This window comes from Pseudomonas sp. P4_D7 (assembly GCF_056401755.1).
The window spans coordinates 24,481-44,849 of record NZ_JBFUIR010000025.1 but is presented as its reverse complement, the minus strand read 5'-3'; the positions used below and the strand labels follow the sequence as shown (position 1 = coordinate 44,849).

Genomic DNA, 20,369 nt, shown 5'->3' with positions numbered 1-20,369 from the left:
GACTCCCGATCTTGTTTTTTTAGGGATGGCGTAAAGCGATGGGCCGATCATGGACGGGGTCATTGATCCCGTCTAATCTAACTTGGCATTCGATTGATACCCGGATTAGATCAATGTTCGAACTGACTCAACTGCGCTGCTTCACCACGGTCGCCACCGAACTCAACTTTCGCCGCGCCGCTGAGCGACTGAACATGACCCAGCCGCCACTGAGCCGGCAGATTCAATTGCTCGAGCATCACCTCGGCGTCGAACTGTTTACCCGCAGCACTCGTAGCGTCGCGCTAACGGCTGCCGGTCGGGCGTTCTTCGTCGAAGCACAGAACCTGCTGGAGCGCGCACAGCAAGCAGCCGTCACTGCCCGACGGTTCGCAGAGGGCGACATCGGTACGGTGAACATCAGTTTTGTCGGCAGCGCGGTGTATGAATTTCTGCCTAAGGTGATTGCCGAGGCGCGCCTGAAACAACCGCAGGTGAAAATCGATCTGTCGGAGATGAACACTTACCAGCAGCACGAAGCCCTGCGCGCGCGACGCATCGATTTGGGCATCGCCCGCGCGCCGCTATTGGAGCCTGGCTACGCGACTGAATGCCTGGTGCGCGAACCGTTTGTACTGGCGGTGCCGAGCGGACACCCATTGGCGTCGGCGGCTGAAGTGGCGGTCAGTGATCTGGATAAACAACCGTTCCTGATGTACTCCCATGCCGCGTATCCGCCATTCAACGAATTGCTCACCGGAATGCTGCGCTCGGCTCGGGTTRCGCCGGATTATGTGCAGTGGCTGGGCTCATCGTTGACGATTCTGGCACTGGTGAATGCCGGGATGGGCCTGGCGCTGGTACCGCGCTGCGCCACCAGTGTGGTGTTCAAGAATGTGGTATTTCGCGATATCGATCTGGGTGAAGGCGTGCAGAGCGAGCTGCATCTGATCTGGCGCGAGAACAACGACAACCCGGCGTTTGCGATGTTGCTGGAAGCAATTCGCCGGGCAGTGGCTGAGGGTTGGGGCTAAGGAAATACTAGCTCTTCAGCGGTGGTGGAGCGCTCGGTGCTCTAGGCTGCGCATTTGCCACTGGCTTGCCATCTTTCGTGTAACGACGCGCTACCCATTCCGGCATTGGTTGCGGTGCTCTGGCTGTCATAAAGAAACCTCCGATTTCGGGCCGAATTCGACCCACTTGACCTTGCCGGAATCTATCAGCAAAAACTCAGCGCCAAAAGGCACTTCTGCCCCTTCGGCATCCAGCCAACAGGGATTCTGCATCACGAACTGGCCACTGCTGGATTCCGGTGGCCACTCCACGGGCCAGCCAAAAACGCGCCTTTCATCGTTCAAATGTAGCGTGACCAGACGATGATGTTGGGCAAAAACGCTGAACCATTCGCTGGGGTAGGAAGTTTGTTTCGTGACATTTCGACTGCGTAACCAGCCATGCAATTTGTCATTCGTGGCCAGGTAGCAGGAAAGCAACCCGAGCGTCACCGACACAACGAATGCCCAAATTGTTTCGGCCTTGGCATCCCAACGTCCTACAGAAAAGCCTTTCGAGCCTACCCACAAACACATCGCCCCAATCCCCAAAACCGCTCCCTGAATCACAAATGTAAAAATCAGCGCCTGGACAATCTGCCCGAACGTATCGGGTCGTTTGAATGCCGTCAGCGAATAAAAAATCCACGCCGACAAAAAACCGGGAATCAGGTACTGCAACAGCGGAATTACTTCTTTGACCAGATCATCCATGATCCGCGGCTCCTTGAAAGACCGGCCGATCTGACTATCGACCGCCCCTCAAAAGCCTAGTGCACACGGCTGAAAACCCTCACGCGCAACTGTCACCACTCATTACGCATCCTGCAAAATCAGATCCGCGCCCTTCTCCGCCACCATCAACACCGCTGCGTGAGTATTGCCCGAGGTCACATTCGGAAAGATCGACGCATCAACAATCCGCAACCCTTGGAAACCGTGCACCTTAAGCCGCTTGTCGACCACCGACGTCTGCTCGTCAGCGCCCATCGCGCACGAACCGCATAGGTGATAAATCGAGCCACAGTTATCGCGGAAGTACTGCAACATCTGTTCGTCTGTTTCTACCGCCGGCCCAGGCAAAACCTCGTCAACGGTAATGGCCTTTAGCGCCGGCGCATTCATGATCTTGCGCATCAGGCGACTGCCTTGAATCACCTCGTCGATATCCTTTCGCGTGCTCAGGTAATTCGGATCGATCAGCGCCGCATCCCGGGGATTTTTCGAGGCGATTTCGATATGCCCACGGCTGGTCGGCCGGCACGGATTGAAGCACAGCAGAAAGCCGGAATACGGCTCAGGCTTGAGGCTGGCCTTGTTGTTTTTCGGGATCTGGTACGACAGCGGGTTGAAATACAGCTGCAGGTTCGGGTGATTCTGCTGCGCGTCGCCACGGAAGAAACCACCGGCCTGATTGACGCTCATGGCCAAGGCGCCCTTGCGCGTCAGCAGGTATTTCACGCCGAGTTTGAACTGACCGAACAGCGAACTCAGTTCATCGTTGAGCGTCGGGATATTGGCCTTGTAGTAATAGCTGGCGCACAGGTGATCCTGCAGGTTCTGCCCGACTGCCGGCAGGTGTTTGACCAAGGGAATCTGATGTTTGGCCAGAAGCTCACGATCCGCCACGCCGGACAGTTGCAGGATCTTCGGTGTGTCGACGGCACCTGCACACAAGATCACTTCCTTGCGTGCGGTAAAGGTTCGTACTACGCCATGCTGAGTAATCGAGATCCCGGTCGCCTGTTGTTGCGCGTCATCAAACAACACCCGATCCACCAGCGCGAAGTGCTCGACCGTCAGGTTCGGCCGTTTCAGTGCTGGATGCAGATGCGCGAAGCTGCTGGAGCAGCGCTGACCGTTCTTGGTGTTGACGTCGTAGAGACCCGCCCCTTCGAACTTCGCTCCGTTGAAATCTTCACTGCGCGGATAGCCAAGTTCCGAGCAGCCCTCAAGAAACACATCGCAGATCGGGTGAGTCTGGCCCTTCATCGGCGTAATGCTGATCGGGCCGCTGCCACCGTGGTATTCGCTGTCGCCGAGCGGGTGGTTTTCCAGTTTGCGGAAGTACGGCAACACGTCCTTGAAGCCCCAGCCGTCGTTGCCGTTGGCCGCCCAATCATCAAAATCATGAGCCTGGCCGCGCACGTAGATCATCGCGTTGATCGAGCCGGAACCGCCCTGCACTTTGCCGCGCGGTGCGTAGATTTCGCGGTTGCTCAGTTGTTTCTGTGGCTGGCTGTAATACATCCAGTTGAAGGTCGGGTTGTAATACATTTTGGCGAAGCCGACCGGAATCTTGAACCACAGGGAACTGTCCTTGCCGCCCGCTTCCAGCAACAGCACGGTGTATTGGCCCGAGGCCGAGAGCCGGTTGGCCAGCACGCAGCCAGCGGCGCCGGCGCCAGCGATGATGTAGTCGTATGTCATGCACGGTTACCGCGTAAGTCGTTGTACAAAATTCGCCGCCCTTGTGGGAGCGAGCTTGCTCGCGAAGACTGCCTGTCAGCTCGCATTTTCATTGCCTGACACCCCGTCGGTTCGCGAGCGAGCTCACGCCCACAGGGGACTGGCCTGGCAATCAAAGCCTGTGTCAGCCGCGAGCGGGTGAGTTGTCTTTCACGTCCACCGGGGTCGGCGCCATCTGCAAGTGCAAACGCTCGCCGGTGTACGGCGAATGCTTGCGCACCACGTCCATGTTCAGCTCAACCCCCAGGCCCGGCTCGGTGGACGGAATGATGTAGCCGTCCTCCCACTGCAACGGTTTGGTCAGCACTTGCGCGTGGAAGCCACCCCACGTCTCGATGCTTTCCTGAATCAGGAAATTCGGCGTACAGGTCGCCAACTGGAAACTCGCCGCCGCGCCAATCGGCCCGTTGTACAAATGCGGGGCGATTTGCGCGTAGTAGGCTTCGGCCATGCTGGCGATCTTCTTGGCTTCGAGCAGACCGCCGCAGCGCGCCACGTTCATCTGCAGAATCGACGCGCCGCCAGCCTGCAACAGCTTGAAGAATTCGTACTTGGTGGTCAGGCGCTCGCCAGTGGCGATCGGGATGCTGGTCTTCGCCGCGACCTGCGCCATGGCCTCTTCCTGTCCCGGCGGCACTGGCTCTTCGAACCACAGCGGGTCGTATTTCTCCAGACGCTTGGCCAGGCGGATTGCCGACGAGGGCACCATCTGCCCGTGGGTACCGAAGAGCAGGTCGCACTTGTCGCCGACTGCTTCGCGAATCCTGCGGCAGAAGGTTTCGCATCGCTCCAGCACTTCCAGCGAAATCTGGTGCCCGGAGTACGCGGTGTAAGGGCCGGCCGGATCAAACTTCACGGCGGTGAAGCCCTTGTTCATGTTCTCTATCGCGCACTCGGCGGCCAGATCCGGGTCGTCGTAGTCGTACTCGCCACGGCTGTTGACGGGGTACAGGTAGGTGTAGGAACGCAGACGTTCATTGACCTTGCCGCCGAGCAACTCGTAAACCGGTTTGTTCGCGGCTTTGCCGATGATGTCCCAGCAGGCCATCTCCAGACCGCTGACCACGCCCATCATGGTCAAATCGGGACGCTGGGTGAATCCGCTGGAATACGCCTGGCGAAAGAAGCGCTCGATGTGGTGCGGATCGTGATTGAGCAGGTAACGTTCGAACACGTCCTCAATGATCGGCAACATGGCTTTCGGGCCAAAGGTCGCGGCGTAGATCTCGCCGACACCTTCAATGCCACAATCGGTCTTCAGCTTGACGAACAGCCAGTACATGCCGCCGATGTGCGGTGGCGGTACGGCAACGATATGGGTTTCAAGGGCGATGATTTTCATCTCAGGCACCTGCTTTTTTCGAAGATTGACGATTGATTCGGGCACGCAAGGTCACGGCAGCGAGGGTGCCGATCAGACCGATAGTCGCGATGTAGCCGAAGTAGAGCTTGTAGCCGAGCGCGCCGGGAAAGTGCTCGGTGAGGTAGCCGTTGATCAGCGGGATAAAGGCATCCGGCATGTAACCGACCACCGAGACGATACCGATGGCCAGACCGGTGATGCGCAGCGGAATGTTGCAGCTGTCGAGAATCGCCCAGTACAGACCACGAATCGCGTAAGTCATCAGGCCGATGAAAATCACCGTGCCGATCAGCAGCCCCATACTGTTGAGTCCCGGAAATACGATAAGCCCGACGATGGCCAGACTGGCCAGCAGCAGCGCGACGATCAGCACCGAGATATTCGAGAATTTGTCGCCCAGCCAGCCGCCACCGATGCCGCCGATCGGGCGCATCCACAACTTGATCGTGGTGATGGTGCCGGCCATGACCGCCGTCATGCCGCTGCCTTGCAAGTAATCGGAGAAACTGTAGGTCGCCCAGAAGATGTGATACCCGCAGAACACGATGGCGGTCACCAGCCACAGCTCCGGGATCTTCACCAGCGTGCCCAGATCGCTGAGCAGATTGAACTTGCCCTTCTCCACCGCGGGCGTGTCTTCCATCGACTTCGGGTCCTTGATCAGCACCAGCAAGCAGCCGATGGCGATACAGGTGAAGGCATACAGATAAACCACGTGTTTGAAGCCTTCGGCGGTCGACTCGCCCCGGGTCTCCGTGGCAAACGCGAACAGACCCAGCGCGACCGTCGCCAGCAACGCCTCAACCAGCCCGCGACCACCGTCGAGAATCCCGAAGAACCGGCCCTGTTCCGTGTGATGAGCAATCATCTTCACGCGCTTGAGCACCGAGGCCCAAAAGGTCAAACCGGTGGTCACCCCCCAGCAACCGAAGATGATCATCAGCCCGCTCATCGACGGTGCCGTCGAGTACCAAAGGCCCAGAGCACCAGTGGCCACCAGCGAGAAGAAAATCAGAAAGCGCGGCGCAACGCGGTCGGCCAGCCAACCGCTAGGTAGGTAGCTGAGCAGAAAAATCGTGCCAAGCATCGAGTACAGATAACCCAGCTCGCTGTGGTTGATCTGGAACACCTCGAGCATGGTCGTTTGATAGACCTGACGAAGATAGAGAATCGGATAGATTGCGCCGGCGGCGAGCACCAGCAACATCAATTGGAAATAGCGACTTCCCTTGTCGCTCTGGCTTTTCACAGCCGACGTGGAACCCTGAACAGCGGCAGCAGAGGATGCATGCTTGGACATTGAAGTGACCTCGGGCGACCCGTGCTCCGGGCGCCCCTGATAATTGTTTTTATAGGTGCAGCGTGAGGCGTGTTGCGGTGGATCAGTACTTCATGACCACGAGTCGGGTCTGGGTGAATTCGAGCATGCCGTGCTTGCCGTCATCGCCGCCCAGGCCCGAGCGTTTCCAGCCGGCGTGGTAGCCCTGATACGGGTCGGCCGGGGTGCGATTGACGTACAACTCGCCGGCCTCGATGGCGTTGGCGACTTTCTGTGCGGTGCGGTAGTTCTCGGTGTAGAGCACCGACGACAGACCGAACTGATGATCGTTGGCCATGGCCAGCGCTTCGTCGATGTCGCGGTATTTGAGTACCGGCAGCACCGGGCCGAAGATTTCTTCCTGAACGATTTCCATGTCCTGACGGCAACCGCTGAGCAGTGTCGGCGGGTAGAAATGCCCCGGGCCTTGCGGCAGCACGCCACCGCTTTCGAGGATTGCGCCGGCAGCGATGGCGCGCTCGACCAAAGCATGGATGTTCCGCTGCGAACTGGCGTTGACCAGCGGTCCCATCAGGTTGGCGTCGGTGGCGCGGTCGCCGAATTTCACTTCAGCGATTTTGGCCTTGAGCAGTGCGAGGAACCGGTCGTAGACACTTTCCTGCACATAGACACGCTCTACCGCCGTGCACAACTGGCCGCAATGCGTGGTTTTCGACGCGATGATTGCTGTCGCGGCCGCTTCCAGGTCGGCATCCGCTTCGATGATCGCCGGGGTCTTGCCACCCAGTTCCAGCGAAGGTTTGGCGATGTTTGCCTTGCAATAATCGAGAACGATGCGCCCGGCGTTGACGCTGCCGGTCAGGGTAATAAGGCCCACGGCCTTATGTGTGCAAACCGCCGCTGCCGTGGCGTGATCCATGGTCAGGATGTTGATCACACCGGCCGGCATGCCCGATTGCTGCACCGCTTTGGCAATTTCAAATGCCGAGGTCGGTGTGTTGTTGCTCGGGCGCACCACCACGGTGTTACCGGCGATCAATGCCGGGGCGATTTTGCGCAGCAACGTGTAAACCGGGTAGTTGAACGGGATCAGGCAGGCAACGACGCCGATCGGCTCGCGGTGCAGAAACAGGTTTTCGTCAGGGCTGTCGCTGGGGATGATTTCGCCTTCGATACGGCGCGCCCACTCTGCGTGGTAGCGAGTGATCTGCGCGGCGTAACGGGCTTCGTTGCTGGCATCGCTAACGCTTTTGCCGGATTCGGCGGCCAGTGCGGCACCGATGGTTTCAGCGCGATCTTCAAGGGCGGTGGCCAAGGCTCGCAGATGTTCGGCGCGCTCGATGCTGGTGAGTTTGCCCCAGACCTTTTGTGCCGCTGCCGCCGCATCGACCGCCGCGGTGGCTTCTTCGGCGGTGGCACCCGACACATGGCCGAGCAACGCTTCGGTAGCAGGGTTGTAGACCGCGATCAGCGCCGCGCTGGCAGGCTCGATAAATTGGCCGTTAACAAAATTTCGCTCGATTCGCATGTGCATCGCCCATCGTTTGTTTTTATCAATGCCACCAGTCTTGTCATCATTCAACGATGATGTGACTGATACACCGCCATCGCGAGCAGGCTCACTCCTACAAGGGAATCTGGGCTGATTCAGATAGCAGCGGTCGAGGGCTCTAACTGGCGCTGCGCCAGCCAGATTTCCTCTTGCAGCCATTGCGAAAAAACCTGCAACTGCGGCATCTCGGTCTGCTCCGGCCGGGTCACCAGCCAATACGACTGGTGCCCCTCCACATGCACATTCAGCACTTGCGTCAACTGCCCGCTGGCCAGTTCCGCAGCGACCATGTGCCAGTCGGCTATGGTGATGCCCAGACCATCGGTCGCCGCCCGAATCGCCAGATCCAGCAGATCGAACTCGTAGCCGCCCTGGGTATCCACGCCGGTGATCCGCGCCGCATCGAGCCAATGTTTCCAGGTCAGATAACGCTGATCCTCTTTGGCCAATACGTGCAACAAGGTAAGGCGATTGAGATCAATGCCCGACTCGCCACTTTCGCGGGCATACAGAGAGGGGGCGCACACGGCGATATGGCGCTCCTGAATCAACAATGAACTGTCGAGACCGTCCCACTCGCCGTCGCCAAAACGGATCGCACAATCGAGCGTGCTGGTTTCCGCGAGGCTGTCCTGCAAGCGTGTGGTGATGCTCAACTCAAGCTCCGGGTGTTGCTCGCGCAAACGGCCCAGACGCGGCATCAACCAGCGGCTGGTAAAGGTGGGCGGTGCGTTGATGTGCAAGCGGTTGGAGTGGGTTTTCTGCTGAATACTGCGCACTGTCAGCTCGATCTTGTCGAATGACTGGTGCAATGCCCGCAGGAGAATCTTGCCGGCACCGGTCAGCTCCAAATGGTGATGGCGGCGCTCCAGCAAACTCTCGCCGAGCTGTTCTTCCAATTGCCGCACCTGCCGGCTGACGGCGCTTTGGGTGACATTGAGCAACTCGGCGGCGCGGGTAAAACTACCGGTGCTGCCGGCCACCTCGAACGCTTTGAGTGCGTTCAGGCCGGGCATTTTGCGTTTCATATCAAGGCACTCGAAAACCACTGACAGGGCACAAAGCATCCCACGACTGTGCCGGACTGTCCTACAGGAATTTCCGAGTAACATGCATTCGATGCAGGTTTACTCACCGTTTTTATCGTTTGTTCAACCACCAGCGGATGGCAAAACTGCGCGGCATCTCTAATAAAAACAATCGAGAGCCGCTCCATGCCCTTCTCTGCTTCCTTTCGCTTGCGCACCACGTCCATCGTCCTGTTCTGCAGCATTGCCGCTCCGGCGATGGCTGTGCAGGTCACCGACAATCTTGATCTGGGCGGCGCCATTCGTGCGCGCTGGGACCTGGACCCGGATCGCGACATTCAGAAGTTCGGTCTCGACACGGTATTCCTCAGTGCCAAGTACAATTCCGACAGCTGGATCGGTGAAGCGCAGTACCGCTTTTACGGTCGTTCGTATCCCTACCAGTACACGAAAAACTACGGCGACATCCAGTTCGCCAAGTTCGCGTGGGTCGGCTACAAATTCAATCCCGATCAGCAAGTGCAGGTCGGCCTGAACACCGTGCCGTTCGGCTTGCAGCCGTACTTCGGCAGCACCTTCTACGAAACCCTTGGCAACGTTATCGGCCTCGAAGACGTGCAACAGGTCGGCGCCAAGTACATCCAGCAAAGTGGCGACTGGAACGTCCAGGCCGGTTACTACCTGCGCCCGGCGTGGCAAGGCAAAGGCACCAGCAATGGCGTGAGCTACTCCAGCATCGTCTCCGAGGCCGACAGTTACGTGGCTGACGGCAGCGACAATCAGGAGCGCAACACCCTGGTGCTGCGCGTGGCCAAGGCACTCGATCTGGGCCCGTGGAAGTCCGAGGTCGGCGTCTCCGGCCTGACTTCCAGCCTGCAAAACCGCGACACCCACAGCGATGGCCGGCGCAACGCCGTGGCCATCCACTATCTGGGCAAGAACGGGCCTTGGGGCGTGCAACTGCAAGCGGCGCGGCAACAGATGTCGCCGCGCAATCCCGGCAGTGATGAAGTGGTCACCCTCGGCGGCTACGACGGCACCTACAACGTCGCCAGTCGCGGCAATCTGTACGTGGCCGACCTGAGCTATGACGTCGGAGGCAAATACCTCTTTGATCAGGTCAGCGGGGTCAAGCTTTACGCCAACTACAGCGCCTTCGACAAATCCGCCAGCGGCTACAAGACGTCAGAGCGGATGATCCTCGGCAGCTCGTTTTCGGTGAGCAAATTGTGGGTCGCGGCCGAGTGGTTGTTTGGCCGGAATGATCCGTACATTGGCGGCAGCAGTTACACCCAGAGTCTGGCTGCGGGCGGGCTGGATCAGTGGGAGAACCAGGTGTATGTGAACGTTGGTTACTACTTCTGATCCAGATTGTTCGAATTCATGAAATAGCTATCGCGAGCAGGCTCGCTCCCACATTGGAATGCATTCCAGGGTAGGAGCGAGCCTGCTCGCGAAGGCGCCCGCACAAACTCCACTTGCATCAAACCCTCACCAATAGTCAGATACCCCCTACAAACAAAACCTACAAAAACAAACCGAGCCAAACGCTCGATCCGGGGTTCTGCCTCCATGCGTCAACTGCCCTCCCTCAACACCCTGCGCGTGTTCGAAGAAGTCGCGCGTCATCGCAGCTTCAGCCAGGCCGCACTCGGCCTTAACGTCACCCAGGGCGCAGTCAGTCGCCAGATCAAACAACTCGAAGACTACCTCGGCGTCGCGCTGTTCGTGCGCACCCCGCAAGGCCTCTCGCTGACCGAAGCCGGCAGCAATCTCAAACCGCATCTGGCCGAAGCCTTCGATCATATGGAGCGCGCCCTGCAAGCGGTACGCGTGCCCAATCTGCGCCAGCGCCTGCGCGTACTCGCCCCACCGACCTGGGCCACGCGCTGGCTGTCGCCACACCTGCGCGCGTTCTGCCAGCGCTACCCCGACATCAGCCTCAGCGTGACCAATCAGGCCAGTCACGACAGCCTCGCGGACATCGATTGCCACATTCGTTTTGGCCTCGCCGCGTCAACCCACTGCGCCAGTCAGCTATTGGTCATGGAACGGCATATTGCGGTGGCCAGTCCGGAGCTGTTTAACGGCGATCAAGCGCCAGACCTGCACGAGTTTCCGTTGTTGCACATTCTGCATGACGGCAAACGCCTGAAGGTCTGGGAGAACTGGCTGGCGGCGATGGGGCGAGAGGATATCGATGCGGGACAAGGCTTGGAATTCAGCACACTCGATCAGGTGATTCACACCGCACTGGCGGGTGGCGGACTGGCGGTGATTGATCGGCAGATGATCGAGAAGGAGTTGGCCAACGGCAGCCTGGTGCCGATCACTCCGATTGAAGTGATCGGCCCGTATGGGTATTGGCTGGATGTGGCGAATGACAAGCAAGGCCTGTCGAAAGTGAAGCTGTTCACCGATTGGCTGAGCCTGGTGAGCAATCCCTGAAAGAGCCCCTCACCCTAGCCCTCTCCCGGAGGGAGAGGGAACTGACCGAGGTGATTATTCGAACTACGCCGACCTGAGATACCGAGTCGAACGTAGATTTTGAATATTACATAGATCGCCCCCTTTCCCCCTCGCCCCCCTTGGGGGCGGTCCGACGTTTCGGGAGGGCTGGGGTGAGGGGGAGGTTTTAAGCCTTGCACATCAAATCGGCGTAGCGACTTTGCTCACCACAATCGAACTCCCCTCCACCGTGGTCTGCGCCTTGCACGCCTGACTCAACGTCAGCGATTTGGTCTCCGGCGCCCACGCCCACGACAGCCATGCGCCAATCGCCAGAATCGCCGCGAGAATGCCCATCGTCGGGCTCAAGCCGATCCCGGCCACACTCACCGGCAGCAGGAACGTACTGACGGCCGACCCCAAACGACTCACTGCCGTCRCCAGCCCGATACCGCTGGCGCGAACCTCGGTCGGAAAGCTCTCCGCCGGGAACACCCCGACCAGATTGCTCACCGCCGACAACACCAACGTAAACAGACCAAACACCAGCACCATCAGCCACGCCGCACTGCCCGGCAGTACCGCCAGCAGAAACAGCGCCGCCGCGAGAATGATGAACGAGTTGATGAGGAATCCACGCCGGGTGAATTTGATCGTGCACCAGATACCGATCAGCGCGCCGAGGATCAGCAGCATGTTCAACATCAACTCGGTACCAAATCCTTCGGCCAGGCCCATCTTCTGCAAAATCGACGGCAGGAACGTGTAGATCGCAAAGTACGGCATCACGATGCACACGAAGAACAGGCAGTTGAACGCGGTGCGCTTGCGGTACTCACGGCTGAACAGCACCGCATACCCGGAACGGGTTTCCGTGGAGCGGGTTTCGTCGAGTTCGACGTTATCGCCCAAGTGTTTTTTGACGATCGCCCGCGCCTCGGCGATGCGTCCCTGATTGACCAGCCAGCGTGGCGATTCCGGCGTGCCGATGCGCGCGATCAGGATCAATGCCGCCGGAATCGCCGACGATGCCAGCATCCAGCGCCAGGCATCATCGCCAAGGCTGAGCATCGCCGTGCCGACGAAGGTTGCGGCAACGTAACCGAAGGTCCAGATCACGCTGAAAGAACCGAGCAAAACGCCGCGATATTTCTTCGGCGAGAACTCGGCCAGCATCGCGTGGCCGACGCTGAAATCGCCGCCCAAGCCGATGCCGATCAGCACCCGGCAGAGAAACAGACTCATCGCTGTTTCGACATAAAACTGCATCATCGAGGCCACGGTGATCAGCACAAAACTGACCAGAAAGATTTTCTGGCGGCCGACCTTGTCGGAGATCCAGCCGAAAAACAGACTGCCGAGAAACAGCCCGATCAACGCCGACGCGCCGATCAAGCCTTGCCAGAACGCATCCAGCTGCATCTGCGGACTGAGCAAGGTGAACGCGATACCGATCAGGCCGAGAATGTAGCCGTCGGTGAAGTGCGCGCCGAAGGTCAGGCCGGCGATCTTGATGTGAAACCGGCCGATCGGCAGGTCATCGATTTTTATGGGTTGAGCGGACATGTTCGTCTCCAATTGTTGTTATTGACGGAGAAACCGATTGCTCTTGCTTTTGCTTTTTGTGGGAGCCGAGCTTGCTCGCGAAGGCGGCATGTCAGTCACATTACTTTCCACTGATAGACCGTCTTCGCGAGCAGGCTCAGCGCCCACAAAGATTGTTGTTTTCGGGGAATCAGAGACCACCCATCAACAGGTATTTGATCTCCAGATAGTCATCCAGACCGTACTTCGAACCTTCGCGGCCGAGGCCCGATTCCTTGATTCCGCCGAACGGTGCCACTTCCGTGGAGATGATCCCTTCGTTGATCCCGACCATGCCCGCCTCCAGGCCTTCAGCCATACGCCAGACCCGGCCGATGTCGCGGCTGTAGAAATACGCCGACAACCCGAAAGGCGTGTCATTGGCGCGTTCCAGCACTTCGGCCTCGTCCTTGAAGCGGAAGCACGCTGCCACCGGACCGAAGGTTTCGTCCTGGGCAATCAACATGTCGCCGTTGACCTCAGTGAGGATGGTCGGCTCGTAGAACGTGCCGCCCAAGGCGTGACGACGACCGCCACACAACAATGTCGCGCCCTTCTCCAGGGCATCGCTGACATGGCTTTCCACCTTGGCCAGCGCCGCGCTGTTGATCAGTGGACCTTGTTCGGTATCACCGTCCAGTGCACTGCCGACGCGCATCGCCGCCACCGCTTCCGCAAGCTTGCCGGTGAAGGCTTCGTAGACGCCGTCCTGAATAAAGAAGCGATTCACGCACACGCAAGTCTGCCCGGTGTTGCGGAATTTCGAGGCCATTGCGCCTTTGACTGCGGCATCCAGATCGGCATCGTCGAAGACAATGAACGGCGCATTGCCACCCAGTTCCAGCGAGACCTTTTTCAAGGTGTCGGCGGCCTGACGCATGAGCAACTTGCCGGTGCGAGTAGAGCCGGTGAAGGACAATTTGCGCACGATGCTCGATGCCTGYAGCGCGCCACCGATGGCGACGGCATCGCCGGACACAATGTTGAAGACACCAGCCGGAATCCCCGCCTGCTCGGCCAACACGGCCAAGGCAAAGGCCGACAGCGGCGTCTCTTCCGATGGTTTGAGAATCATCGTGCAACCCGCCGCCAGCGCCGGCCCGACCTTGCGAGTGACCATCGCCAACGGGAAATTCCACGGGGTGATCGCCGCGACCACACCAATGGCTTCCTTGACCACGATGATTCGCGCATCGGCCTTGTGGCTCGGGATCACATCGCCGTAGGCCCGCTTGGCTTCCTCGCCGAACCACTCAAGAAAACTCGCCGCGTAAACCACTTCACCCATGGCCTCGGCCAGCGGCTTGCCTTGTTCACGACTGAGCAGCGTGGCCAGATCCTTCTGGTTGGCGAGCATCAATTCGCTCCAGCGCTTGAGGCGTTGACTGCGTTCCTTCGCGGTCAATTTGCGCCACGCCGGCAGTGCGCGGTGGGCGGCGTCGATGGCCAGGCTGGTCGCTTCGGCGCCAGCCTTCTGCACCTCAGTGATCAGCTCGCCGTTGGCCGGGTTGCGCACCGGATAGGTCGCGCCGCCCTGCCCCCACTGGCCATCGATGAAGTTGCCGTGACGGATCAAATCGCTCATGCCACCGCTCCCTGCAGAGTGAAACGCTCAAGCCCCGGCCGCGCCGAGCGGAGGATGCGTTTTCCGGCGGTGTAATCGTTGATCACGTCGCACGGGGTGTAATTGCGTTCCAGCTCATGCAGTTCATCAGCGTCGAGCCTGGTTTCAAGTGCGGCCAATGCGCTGTCGAATTGCGCGGTGGTGTCGGCGCCGACCAGCATGCAATCAACGCCCGGATGGTTCGCCACCCAAGCCTGGGCGATCTGCGCATTCGACACACCGCGAGCACGGGCTACGCGCTGCACCGAGTGGGCGATTTCGAACGAGGCTTCGTCGCTGTACATCTGCTGAGTGAAAAAGTCGGTCTGGTTGCGGGTCGACTGCACGTCACCGGTCAACAGACCACGCGCCAAAGGACTGAACACCGATACGCCGATGCCCTGATCGCGACAGAACGGAATCATTTCGCGCTCTTCTTCGCGGTAAGCACAGTTCAGTTGCAGCTGCATGTTGATCGGTTTGACCCAACCATTGCGCTCGCAGGCCATGAGGATCTTCGCCAGCTGCCCGGTGAGCATGGTCGAAACGCCGATGTAACGGGCCTTGCCGGAGCGCACGATGTCATTCAAGGCGTCCATGGTTTCTTCGACCGGGGTGTTCACATCGAAGTAATGCAGCATGAAGACGTCGACGTAATCCATGTCCAGACGCTTCAGCGAGGCATCGATGCTGTCCATGATGTGCTTGCGCGAATGGCCGCTGGCGTTGATGCCGCTGCGGGTGCCGTAACCGACTTTGGTGGTGATCACCAGGTCTTCGCGACGGGCCAGACGCTTGACGATGCGACCCACCACCTCTTCGCCGACACCGGCGGAATAGAAGTCGGCGAGGTCAATGAAGTTCACGCCGTTGTCCAGTGCGTGCGCGACGATCGGCTCACTCTGCTTTTCATTGAAGATCCACGGTTTCCAGTCCGGCGTGCCCATGTTCATGGTGCCCAGGCACAGACGCGAAACCTGCAGGCCGGAGTTGCCCAAACGGATGTATTGCATGGCGTCGACCTCAGGCTTTTGGCGTGTAGAAAGGATTGCTGATGTGCGCAACGACGTCTTTCAGTTGCGCGGTTTCCGGCTTGCCGGTCAGTGCCGCGCGGATCGCGGTGCGGCAGGCGTTGTAGTTGTTCAGGTACACCGCATCGAGGTCGTCGCACGCAGGATTGACCCAATTGGCGGTGACGATTGCCCATTCGTCTTCGGCTTCCGGCGGCAGCGTGCCGTCGAGCAGCGCTTCGAGCACGGCTTTGGCGATCCCGGCCTGCGAGGCGCCCCACGTGGCGTTGCCGTGCAGGTCGCTGCTGATCGCGGCTTTATTCACGTACAAGGTCATCGGTTTGACCGGGATGTTCGGTTGCGCGATCACCATGAACGGGCAGTGGCCCTGGCTAGGCGATGCGAGGCTGTTGGCGAACGCCTGCCCCGCCGGACCATTGCGCGGGCCGATCAGAATATTGATGTGTGCGGCGTTGACGCCCGGGCCTTCGAAACCTTCACCGATGTACAGGTCGAGTTCTTTCATCAGTCATTACTCTTGTGCGATACGAGGGATGTTCGATAGCTCACGCGCACCTGATAGCGAGCGTGTTCAATAACGGGCGGAGGGAGAGTCGGCGGGATAAAGGGGACATGGCTGCAAACGCTCTCTGGTTGTTATTGATGAGCTGTGTTTGCGATTTTTTAACACCGGGACTGGAGCCGGCTGTAACCATTAAAAATCATGGGGCAATGAGTTTTAGTCATAGCCCTTCTCGCGGGCAAAAAAAACCCGCTCAGAGAGCGGGATGGTTGAAGGCGATGCGTCCGGATTGGCCATTGATGGCCGGTGCTCGATTCACACCGCCTGCAGGCGTCGCTACAGACAGTCACGCACCGATTGGCGCAACGACCCGGACTTGGCCCACGGCGGCCCCTGATACAACGAAACCCGGCTGCCATCCTTGTACTTGACGATGTCGAGGATCTCGTCAGCAGTGATGATGCTTGGCGCGGTGATACGGTAGCCGTTGGAAATCGACGTCTGCGAAGTCTTGGCCACATCCTTCTGCCACAACGGTAATAAACACGCAGCATAGTCCTTGGGCGACTTGGTACTGGTCTTGCTGATATTCGGCTCACCCGGCACCAGCGATGCCGGCAACGAGCAACCTACCAACATGGCAAACGCCAGACTCCCGATCCATATCCGCATGGTGTATTCCTGATCTGAAAAAAGTGAATGTAGCGTGTAAGCGGCGCTACATCCATCGTGGCACCGCGCCCTTGGCGCAATCTGCACAACTTTTCACAACCGTTCAGCGTGCTGACGAACAGGCTTTGCCCATCGACGAAAAATGCGACTACTCTTTTCTACCGAGAATGTTCTGGAGGTGATCATGCGGCTCAATGAATATGAACACGAACTTCAACGCGACCTGCAAAGCGTTGCATCGGACTTGAGATGGTCGGCGGTCGACCTCAAACGTATCGCAGAACAACTGCGCAAATCCGGCAACGAGGCAGATGCGCAAAGCGTGCTGAGATCCTGTGAGGTGCTGCAAAGCGATGAGGAACGGCTGCAACTCTATGCCAAGGAAGTGAAAGCCCGCGCCATCAGCCGGACCAAGGTCCACTGAGACCCACCCACCTACCTCAAACAAAAGCCCCGACACATGCCGGGGCTCTTTCGTTACGGCCTGCCTGTCAGTGGGTTTTGTGACTTTGCGCGCGCGCCGAGCGTTTTTTGTAGCCAGGCAACGCAGCGGCATAGGCCAGTGCTTCCTCCCTGCTGCCAAACGACGCCAGCCGATCGCCCTGAGTGCAAACCCGCCATGGGCCATTGTTCACGCTAAGCACGTCATAGCCGTTCATGTGCATCTTGATCAACATCGGCATGCTCATGGACACCTCCATTTTCGCTAACGGTCAGATCCAGCTTCACGCTTTTACCTTACACCCTGATCCGCCCGAAATGCCGACCGAATGTCGCAAGCCGCGACCATCATGGCGCGGGCACTTTACGCTGCAGCCAACGCTCCAAATCCAAATGAAACCTTTGTTGCTGGCCCCGGCTCAAATATTGCAGTTTTATTACTATTTCGTGACAAGCAATAAACAGGTAACAGATGAAAGTACGCGCAACCGTTATATGCGAACAGGATCGCCACGTTCTCCTGGTACGCAAACCCCGCTGCCGCTGGACATTGCCCGGCGGCAAGGTCGAGCCCGGGGAAACCCGAGCGCAGGCTGCCGTACGTGAACTGCAAGAAGAAACCGGCCTGGACGCCGACGATGTGTTGTATTTAATGGAATTGCAGAGCGGCAGCACACAGCATCATGTCTACGAGGTCTCCGTGCTGGACTTCGAACAGGTGCGGCCGCAGAACGAGATCATTGATTGCATCTGGCATCCGCTGGACGCAGTGCGCAATCTGCACACCAGTGAGGCGACATTGCGCATTGTTGAAGCGTTTCGACGACGTTTATGAGGCGTTAACCAGCAAAGGCCCGGCGACCGGCGCTCATTTCGGTGCGTAACTCACCGATGAAGTTGGAAATGTCACGGATCGTGACGAGGTGTTCCGGGGAAACGCCAGTGAGCAGCAATTCGACACGCCCGCTGTCCGGCTCATAAACCTTGATTTGCAGCAGTCCCTGCGCACTCGGAATGCAGTCACACTTGAACGCAGGAAAGCCGGATTCGACAATCCGGCAAATATCGTCAATGGCAAGCATGAGTGCACGCCTCGCAGGCGTTGGTCGGTCGACTCGTTGAGCATAGATGAGCCATTTGTGGCTTGCCCGATACAAAATGCCAACCCGATCACAACAATCCACCTCGCCCTCAGTGTGCGTCGTGATCCCAGATCCAGTTCCACATCCCCGGCAAATTTACCGGCTCCGAACTTTTTTCCACCGTACGGGCCAATGCGGCTTTCTCAAGTTCAGCGTGATCATCGTAGAAAGGCTTGTCAGCCAGCTTCACGCCCGTGGCGGCGGCGCTATCGAGCAGAATCTGCAGGTATTCGCGCGTGTGCCGCGCGGTATAGCGATTCAGATCATGAAACGTCACTACTACCGGAATCACCCCGTCAACGGTCGGAAATTCGCCAAGGGCAATCCGTTCACGAACTTCTGATAATTGTCGCAGCATGTTTGCCCGACGCCTCGGGCTGGCATTGAAGCCCCAGATCTTGCCATCGTTGGCACTTAAATCCGTGAGCAACACATGCAAATCATGCTGTTGATAAGCGGCAAAGGTACGTTTGTCGTAATTCCAGAACGGCGGGCGCAGCAACTTCGGCGGCGCGCCAGTGATGGCAGCGATATCAGCCGTGCCGTTGGTCAGCGATTCTTCGAGTTCTTGCGGATCGAGCAAGCGATGATTGGTGTGCCAGTGGGTGGCCGTGTGAAACGCCAGTATGTGGCCTTCCTCGTACTCACGCCGCATGATGCCGCGACCGATGTCACTGTTGCCCGCTCGCGGTGCGCGCGTCTGTACGAAGAACACCGCTTTGATATTCGGCATCAGCGAATTGTCCTTGAGGCTGTCGAGCACCGTCGCCGACGGATTCCAGAAACTGGATGCGCTGGGGCCGTCATCGAACGTCAACAGGAAGCGCACCGGTGCCTGAGTTTTCAGGCGCGTTTCGGTTTGCGCGGTCATTTCTATCGGGGCGGCGATACAACCGGCCAGCCCGAGGACGATGAGCGCTGCACAGAGAAGCTTGAATCCGGATGTCATGTTTTGCCTTGAGCACGGCGGCTGCCGTCATGTTGTCGATTGGCAAAACTCCCTCGCCCTTATCCATCCTTGCGCCCCGATCTGCGAGCGGAGGTTGGATAAGGTACACAGGGTTTGGTTCCGGCGCTCGCTCAGTGAGCCAATGCCTGTTGAAAGGACGTGTCAATAATGCCGGCAGTGGCTAACGGAGCCGGCAGCGCTTTCACTTTGAACAGGAAGTCGGCAGTACTTTGCAAATCCGTCGCCGCTTGTGTGTCAACGGGGCCGACCGTCATGTGCGCCTGACGCAACCAGTGGCGCGACACCTGCTGATCGAGATTGGCTTTCTTCGCCCACAGATCGGCGTATTCATCCGTGTGGCTGTCGACCCAGGCCCGCGCCTGCTTCAAGCGCCCGAGAAAATCCGCTATGGCTGCATGTTTGCTGTCGATGGACGGTGTCGACGCCGCGATAGCACTGAGGCCCGGCATCAGATTCTTGGCGGTCAGGATCGGCCGCGCGCCGGAAAATACGATCTGCTGGGAAATGTACGGTTCCCATACCGGGAAAGCGTCGATGCTGCCCTGTGGAAGGGCTGCGGCGGCATCGATCGGCATCAGTTTGACGAAATCGACGTAGTTTTCCGGCAGACCGCCCTGCTCCAGGGCGCGCAAGGTCAACTGCTGACTCCAGGCGCCAGGCCAATAAGCGACTTTCTTGCCTTTCAGATCAGCGATGGTTTTTACCGGCGAGTCCTTCGGCACGAGTAACGCGATGGTGTCCGGATTCTGCCGCGATACGCCAATCAGTTTCACCGGCGCCTGCTTGGCAGCCAGAAACAGAAAACCGGAATCGCCCAGAAAGCCCAGATCCAGCGAACCGGTTTGCAAGGCTTCCGCCAAAGGTGCAGCGGCCTGGAAGTGCTTCCAGTCGACGGTATAAGGCGCGTCTTTCAACACGCCGGACGCCTCCACCGAGGCACGGATGTTGTAGTAGTTCTGATCACCGACGTGCAGGACCAAGGGCTCGGCTGCGTAGGAAAGTGGCGAGGTAAATAATGCAGTGATTAACGCACTGCGGAGGAAACGAGAAAGCTTCATGGCGAGCCCTGCGAAAGTAATTGCATAGACCATAACGCTGTTGACTCAAGGTTTTGAAATTCGATAAATGCATAAGCTCCTCACGGTTGATACTTGCTGTTTGCTTGCCAACAGTAGCGAATCACACTGTTTCCCACGCAACAGCTGAAATCCTGCACCTGGCGTTAAAACCCTTGTAAACCGGCGCTCTCAAGCA

At 58.6% G+C, this 20,369-nt stretch carries 20 protein-coding genes; 5 read left to right on the top strand and 15 right to left on the bottom strand.

Annotated elements, in window-relative coordinates:
* Positions 1–113: 113 nt before the first annotated feature.
* On the top strand, positions 114–1,013 hold the full coding sequence (locus AC1DVF_RS17215) for a LysR family transcriptional regulator (RefSeq protein WP_477782836.1): 900 nt from the start codon (positions 114–116) through the stop codon (positions 1,011–1,013).
* A gap of 126 nt (positions 1,014–1,139) precedes the next feature.
* Here the strand turns inward: AC1DVF_RS17215 and AC1DVF_RS17210 are convergent, their stop codons facing one another.
* The 6 genes from AC1DVF_RS17210 to AC1DVF_RS17185 form a co-directional block, all read right to left on the bottom strand.
* Positions 1,140–1,745, bottom strand: a complete 606-nt coding sequence (locus AC1DVF_RS17210) for a DUF6338 family protein (protein WP_093437445.1) — start codon at positions 1,743–1,745, stop codon at positions 1,140–1,142.
* Between the two features lie 102 nt (positions 1,746–1,847).
* Positions 1,848–3,461: a GMC family oxidoreductase gene (locus AC1DVF_RS17205; RefSeq protein ID WP_477782835.1), complete on the bottom strand. Its 1,614-nt coding sequence runs from the start codon at positions 3,459–3,461 to the stop codon at positions 1,848–1,850.
* 163 nt (positions 3,462–3,624) lie between these two features.
* Positions 3,625–4,842 (bottom strand): mandelate racemase/muconate lactonizing enzyme family protein, encoded by a 1,218-nt coding sequence (locus AC1DVF_RS17200; RefSeq protein ID WP_477782834.1) that lies wholly within the window; start codon positions 4,840–4,842, stop codon positions 3,625–3,627.
* 1 nt (position 4,843) lies between these two features.
* Positions 4,844–6,163, bottom strand: coding sequence for an MFS transporter (locus tag AC1DVF_RS17195; protein ID WP_477782833.1), 1,320 nt, complete (start codon positions 6,161–6,163; stop codon positions 4,844–4,846).
* A gap of 82 nt (positions 6,164–6,245) precedes the next feature.
* Complete coding sequence (gene aldA, locus AC1DVF_RS17190; RefSeq protein WP_477782856.1) at positions 6,246–7,670, bottom strand: aldehyde dehydrogenase; 1,425 nt, start codon at positions 7,668–7,670, stop codon at positions 6,246–6,248.
* Positions 7,671–7,789: 119 nt separating this feature from the next.
* The gene (locus AC1DVF_RS17185; protein ID WP_186623582.1) at positions 7,790–8,722 is read right to left on the bottom strand and encodes a LysR substrate-binding domain-containing protein; all 933 of its coding nucleotides are present in this window, start codon (positions 8,720–8,722) and stop codon (positions 7,790–7,792) included.
* Positions 8,723–8,908: 186 nt separating this feature from the next.
* On the opposite strand from AC1DVF_RS17185, the gene AC1DVF_RS17180 reads away from it, so the two are divergent.
* Positions 8,909–10,087, top strand: coding sequence for a hypothetical protein (locus AC1DVF_RS17180; protein ID WP_477782832.1), 1,179 nt, complete (start codon positions 8,909–8,911; stop codon positions 10,085–10,087).
* Between the two features lie 207 nt (positions 10,088–10,294).
* The gene (locus tag AC1DVF_RS17175) at positions 10,295–11,170 is read left to right on the top strand and encodes a LysR substrate-binding domain-containing protein (RefSeq protein ID WP_093437416.1); all 876 of its coding nucleotides are present in this window, start codon (positions 10,295–10,297) and stop codon (positions 11,168–11,170) included.
* Between the two features lie 201 nt (positions 11,171–11,371).
* Here the strand turns inward: AC1DVF_RS17175 and AC1DVF_RS17170 are convergent, their stop codons facing one another.
* The 5 genes from AC1DVF_RS17170 to AC1DVF_RS17150 all read right to left on the bottom strand — a co-directional run bounded on the left by AC1DVF_RS17170 (position 11,372) and on the right by AC1DVF_RS17150 (position 16,562).
* The gene (locus AC1DVF_RS17170; protein WP_477782831.1) at positions 11,372–12,736 is read right to left on the bottom strand and encodes an MFS transporter; all 1,365 of its coding nucleotides are present in this window, start codon (positions 12,734–12,736) and stop codon (positions 11,372–11,374) included.
* Between the two features lie 169 nt (positions 12,737–12,905).
* Positions 12,906–14,339 carry an NAD-dependent succinate-semialdehyde dehydrogenase gene (locus AC1DVF_RS17165; RefSeq protein WP_099758718.1) on the bottom strand — a complete coding sequence of 478 codons (1,434 nt, stop codon included), beginning with the start codon at positions 14,337–14,339 and terminating at the stop codon, positions 12,906–12,908.
* Entirely contained in the window at positions 14,336–15,370 is a 1,035-nt protein-coding gene (locus tag AC1DVF_RS17160; protein ID WP_477782830.1) for an aldo/keto reductase, read from the bottom strand. Before AC1DVF_RS17160 ends, AC1DVF_RS17165 begins: the two co-directional genes overlap by 4 nt.
* Before the next feature lie 10 nt (positions 15,371–15,380).
* Positions 15,381–15,893, bottom strand: coding sequence for a formaldehyde-activating enzyme (fae, locus tag AC1DVF_RS17155; protein ID WP_093437400.1), 513 nt, complete (start codon positions 15,891–15,893; stop codon positions 15,381–15,383).
* Between the two features lie 333 nt (positions 15,894–16,226).
* Complete coding sequence (locus AC1DVF_RS17150; RefSeq protein ID WP_477782829.1) at positions 16,227–16,562, bottom strand: hypothetical protein; 336 nt, start codon at positions 16,560–16,562, stop codon at positions 16,227–16,229.
* Positions 16,563–16,746: 184 nt separating this feature from the next.
* Here AC1DVF_RS17150 and AC1DVF_RS17145 point away from each other — a divergent pair, with 184 nt between their 5' ends.
* Positions 16,747–16,986 carry a hypothetical protein gene (locus AC1DVF_RS17145; protein ID WP_016983018.1) on the top strand — a complete coding sequence of 80 codons (240 nt, stop codon included), beginning with the start codon at positions 16,747–16,749 and terminating at the stop codon, positions 16,984–16,986.
* A gap of 67 nt (positions 16,987–17,053) precedes the next feature.
* Here AC1DVF_RS17145 and AC1DVF_RS17140 read toward each other — a convergent pair whose 3' ends face one another.
* A complete protein-coding gene (locus AC1DVF_RS17140) occupies positions 17,054–17,251 on the bottom strand; it encodes a DUF2188 domain-containing protein (RefSeq protein WP_116255438.1) in 198 nt (65 codons plus the stop codon).
* 224 nt (positions 17,252–17,475) lie between these two features.
* On the opposite strand from AC1DVF_RS17140, the gene AC1DVF_RS17135 reads away from it, so the two are divergent.
* Entirely contained in the window at positions 17,476–17,838 is a 363-nt protein-coding gene (locus AC1DVF_RS17135; protein WP_093437386.1) for an NUDIX hydrolase, read from the top strand.
* A gap of 4 nt (positions 17,839–17,842) precedes the next feature.
* Here AC1DVF_RS17135 and AC1DVF_RS17130 read toward each other — a convergent pair whose 3' ends face one another.
* From AC1DVF_RS17130 to AC1DVF_RS17120, 3 genes are all read right to left on the bottom strand, one after another.
* The gene (locus AC1DVF_RS17130; protein ID WP_093437383.1) at positions 17,843–18,085 is read right to left on the bottom strand and encodes a DUF1652 domain-containing protein; all 243 of its coding nucleotides are present in this window, start codon (positions 18,083–18,085) and stop codon (positions 17,843–17,845) included.
* 109 nt (positions 18,086–18,194) lie between these two features.
* Positions 18,195–19,094 carry a polysaccharide deacetylase family protein gene (locus tag AC1DVF_RS17125; RefSeq protein ID WP_460128114.1) on the bottom strand — a complete coding sequence of 300 codons (900 nt, stop codon included), beginning with the start codon at positions 19,092–19,094 and terminating at the stop codon, positions 18,195–18,197.
* Positions 19,095–19,225: 131 nt separating this feature from the next.
* Complete coding sequence (locus tag AC1DVF_RS17120; protein ID WP_093437374.1) at positions 19,226–20,173, bottom strand: ABC transporter substrate-binding protein; 948 nt, start codon at positions 20,171–20,173, stop codon at positions 19,226–19,228.
* Positions 20,174–20,369 lie beyond the last annotated feature (196 nt).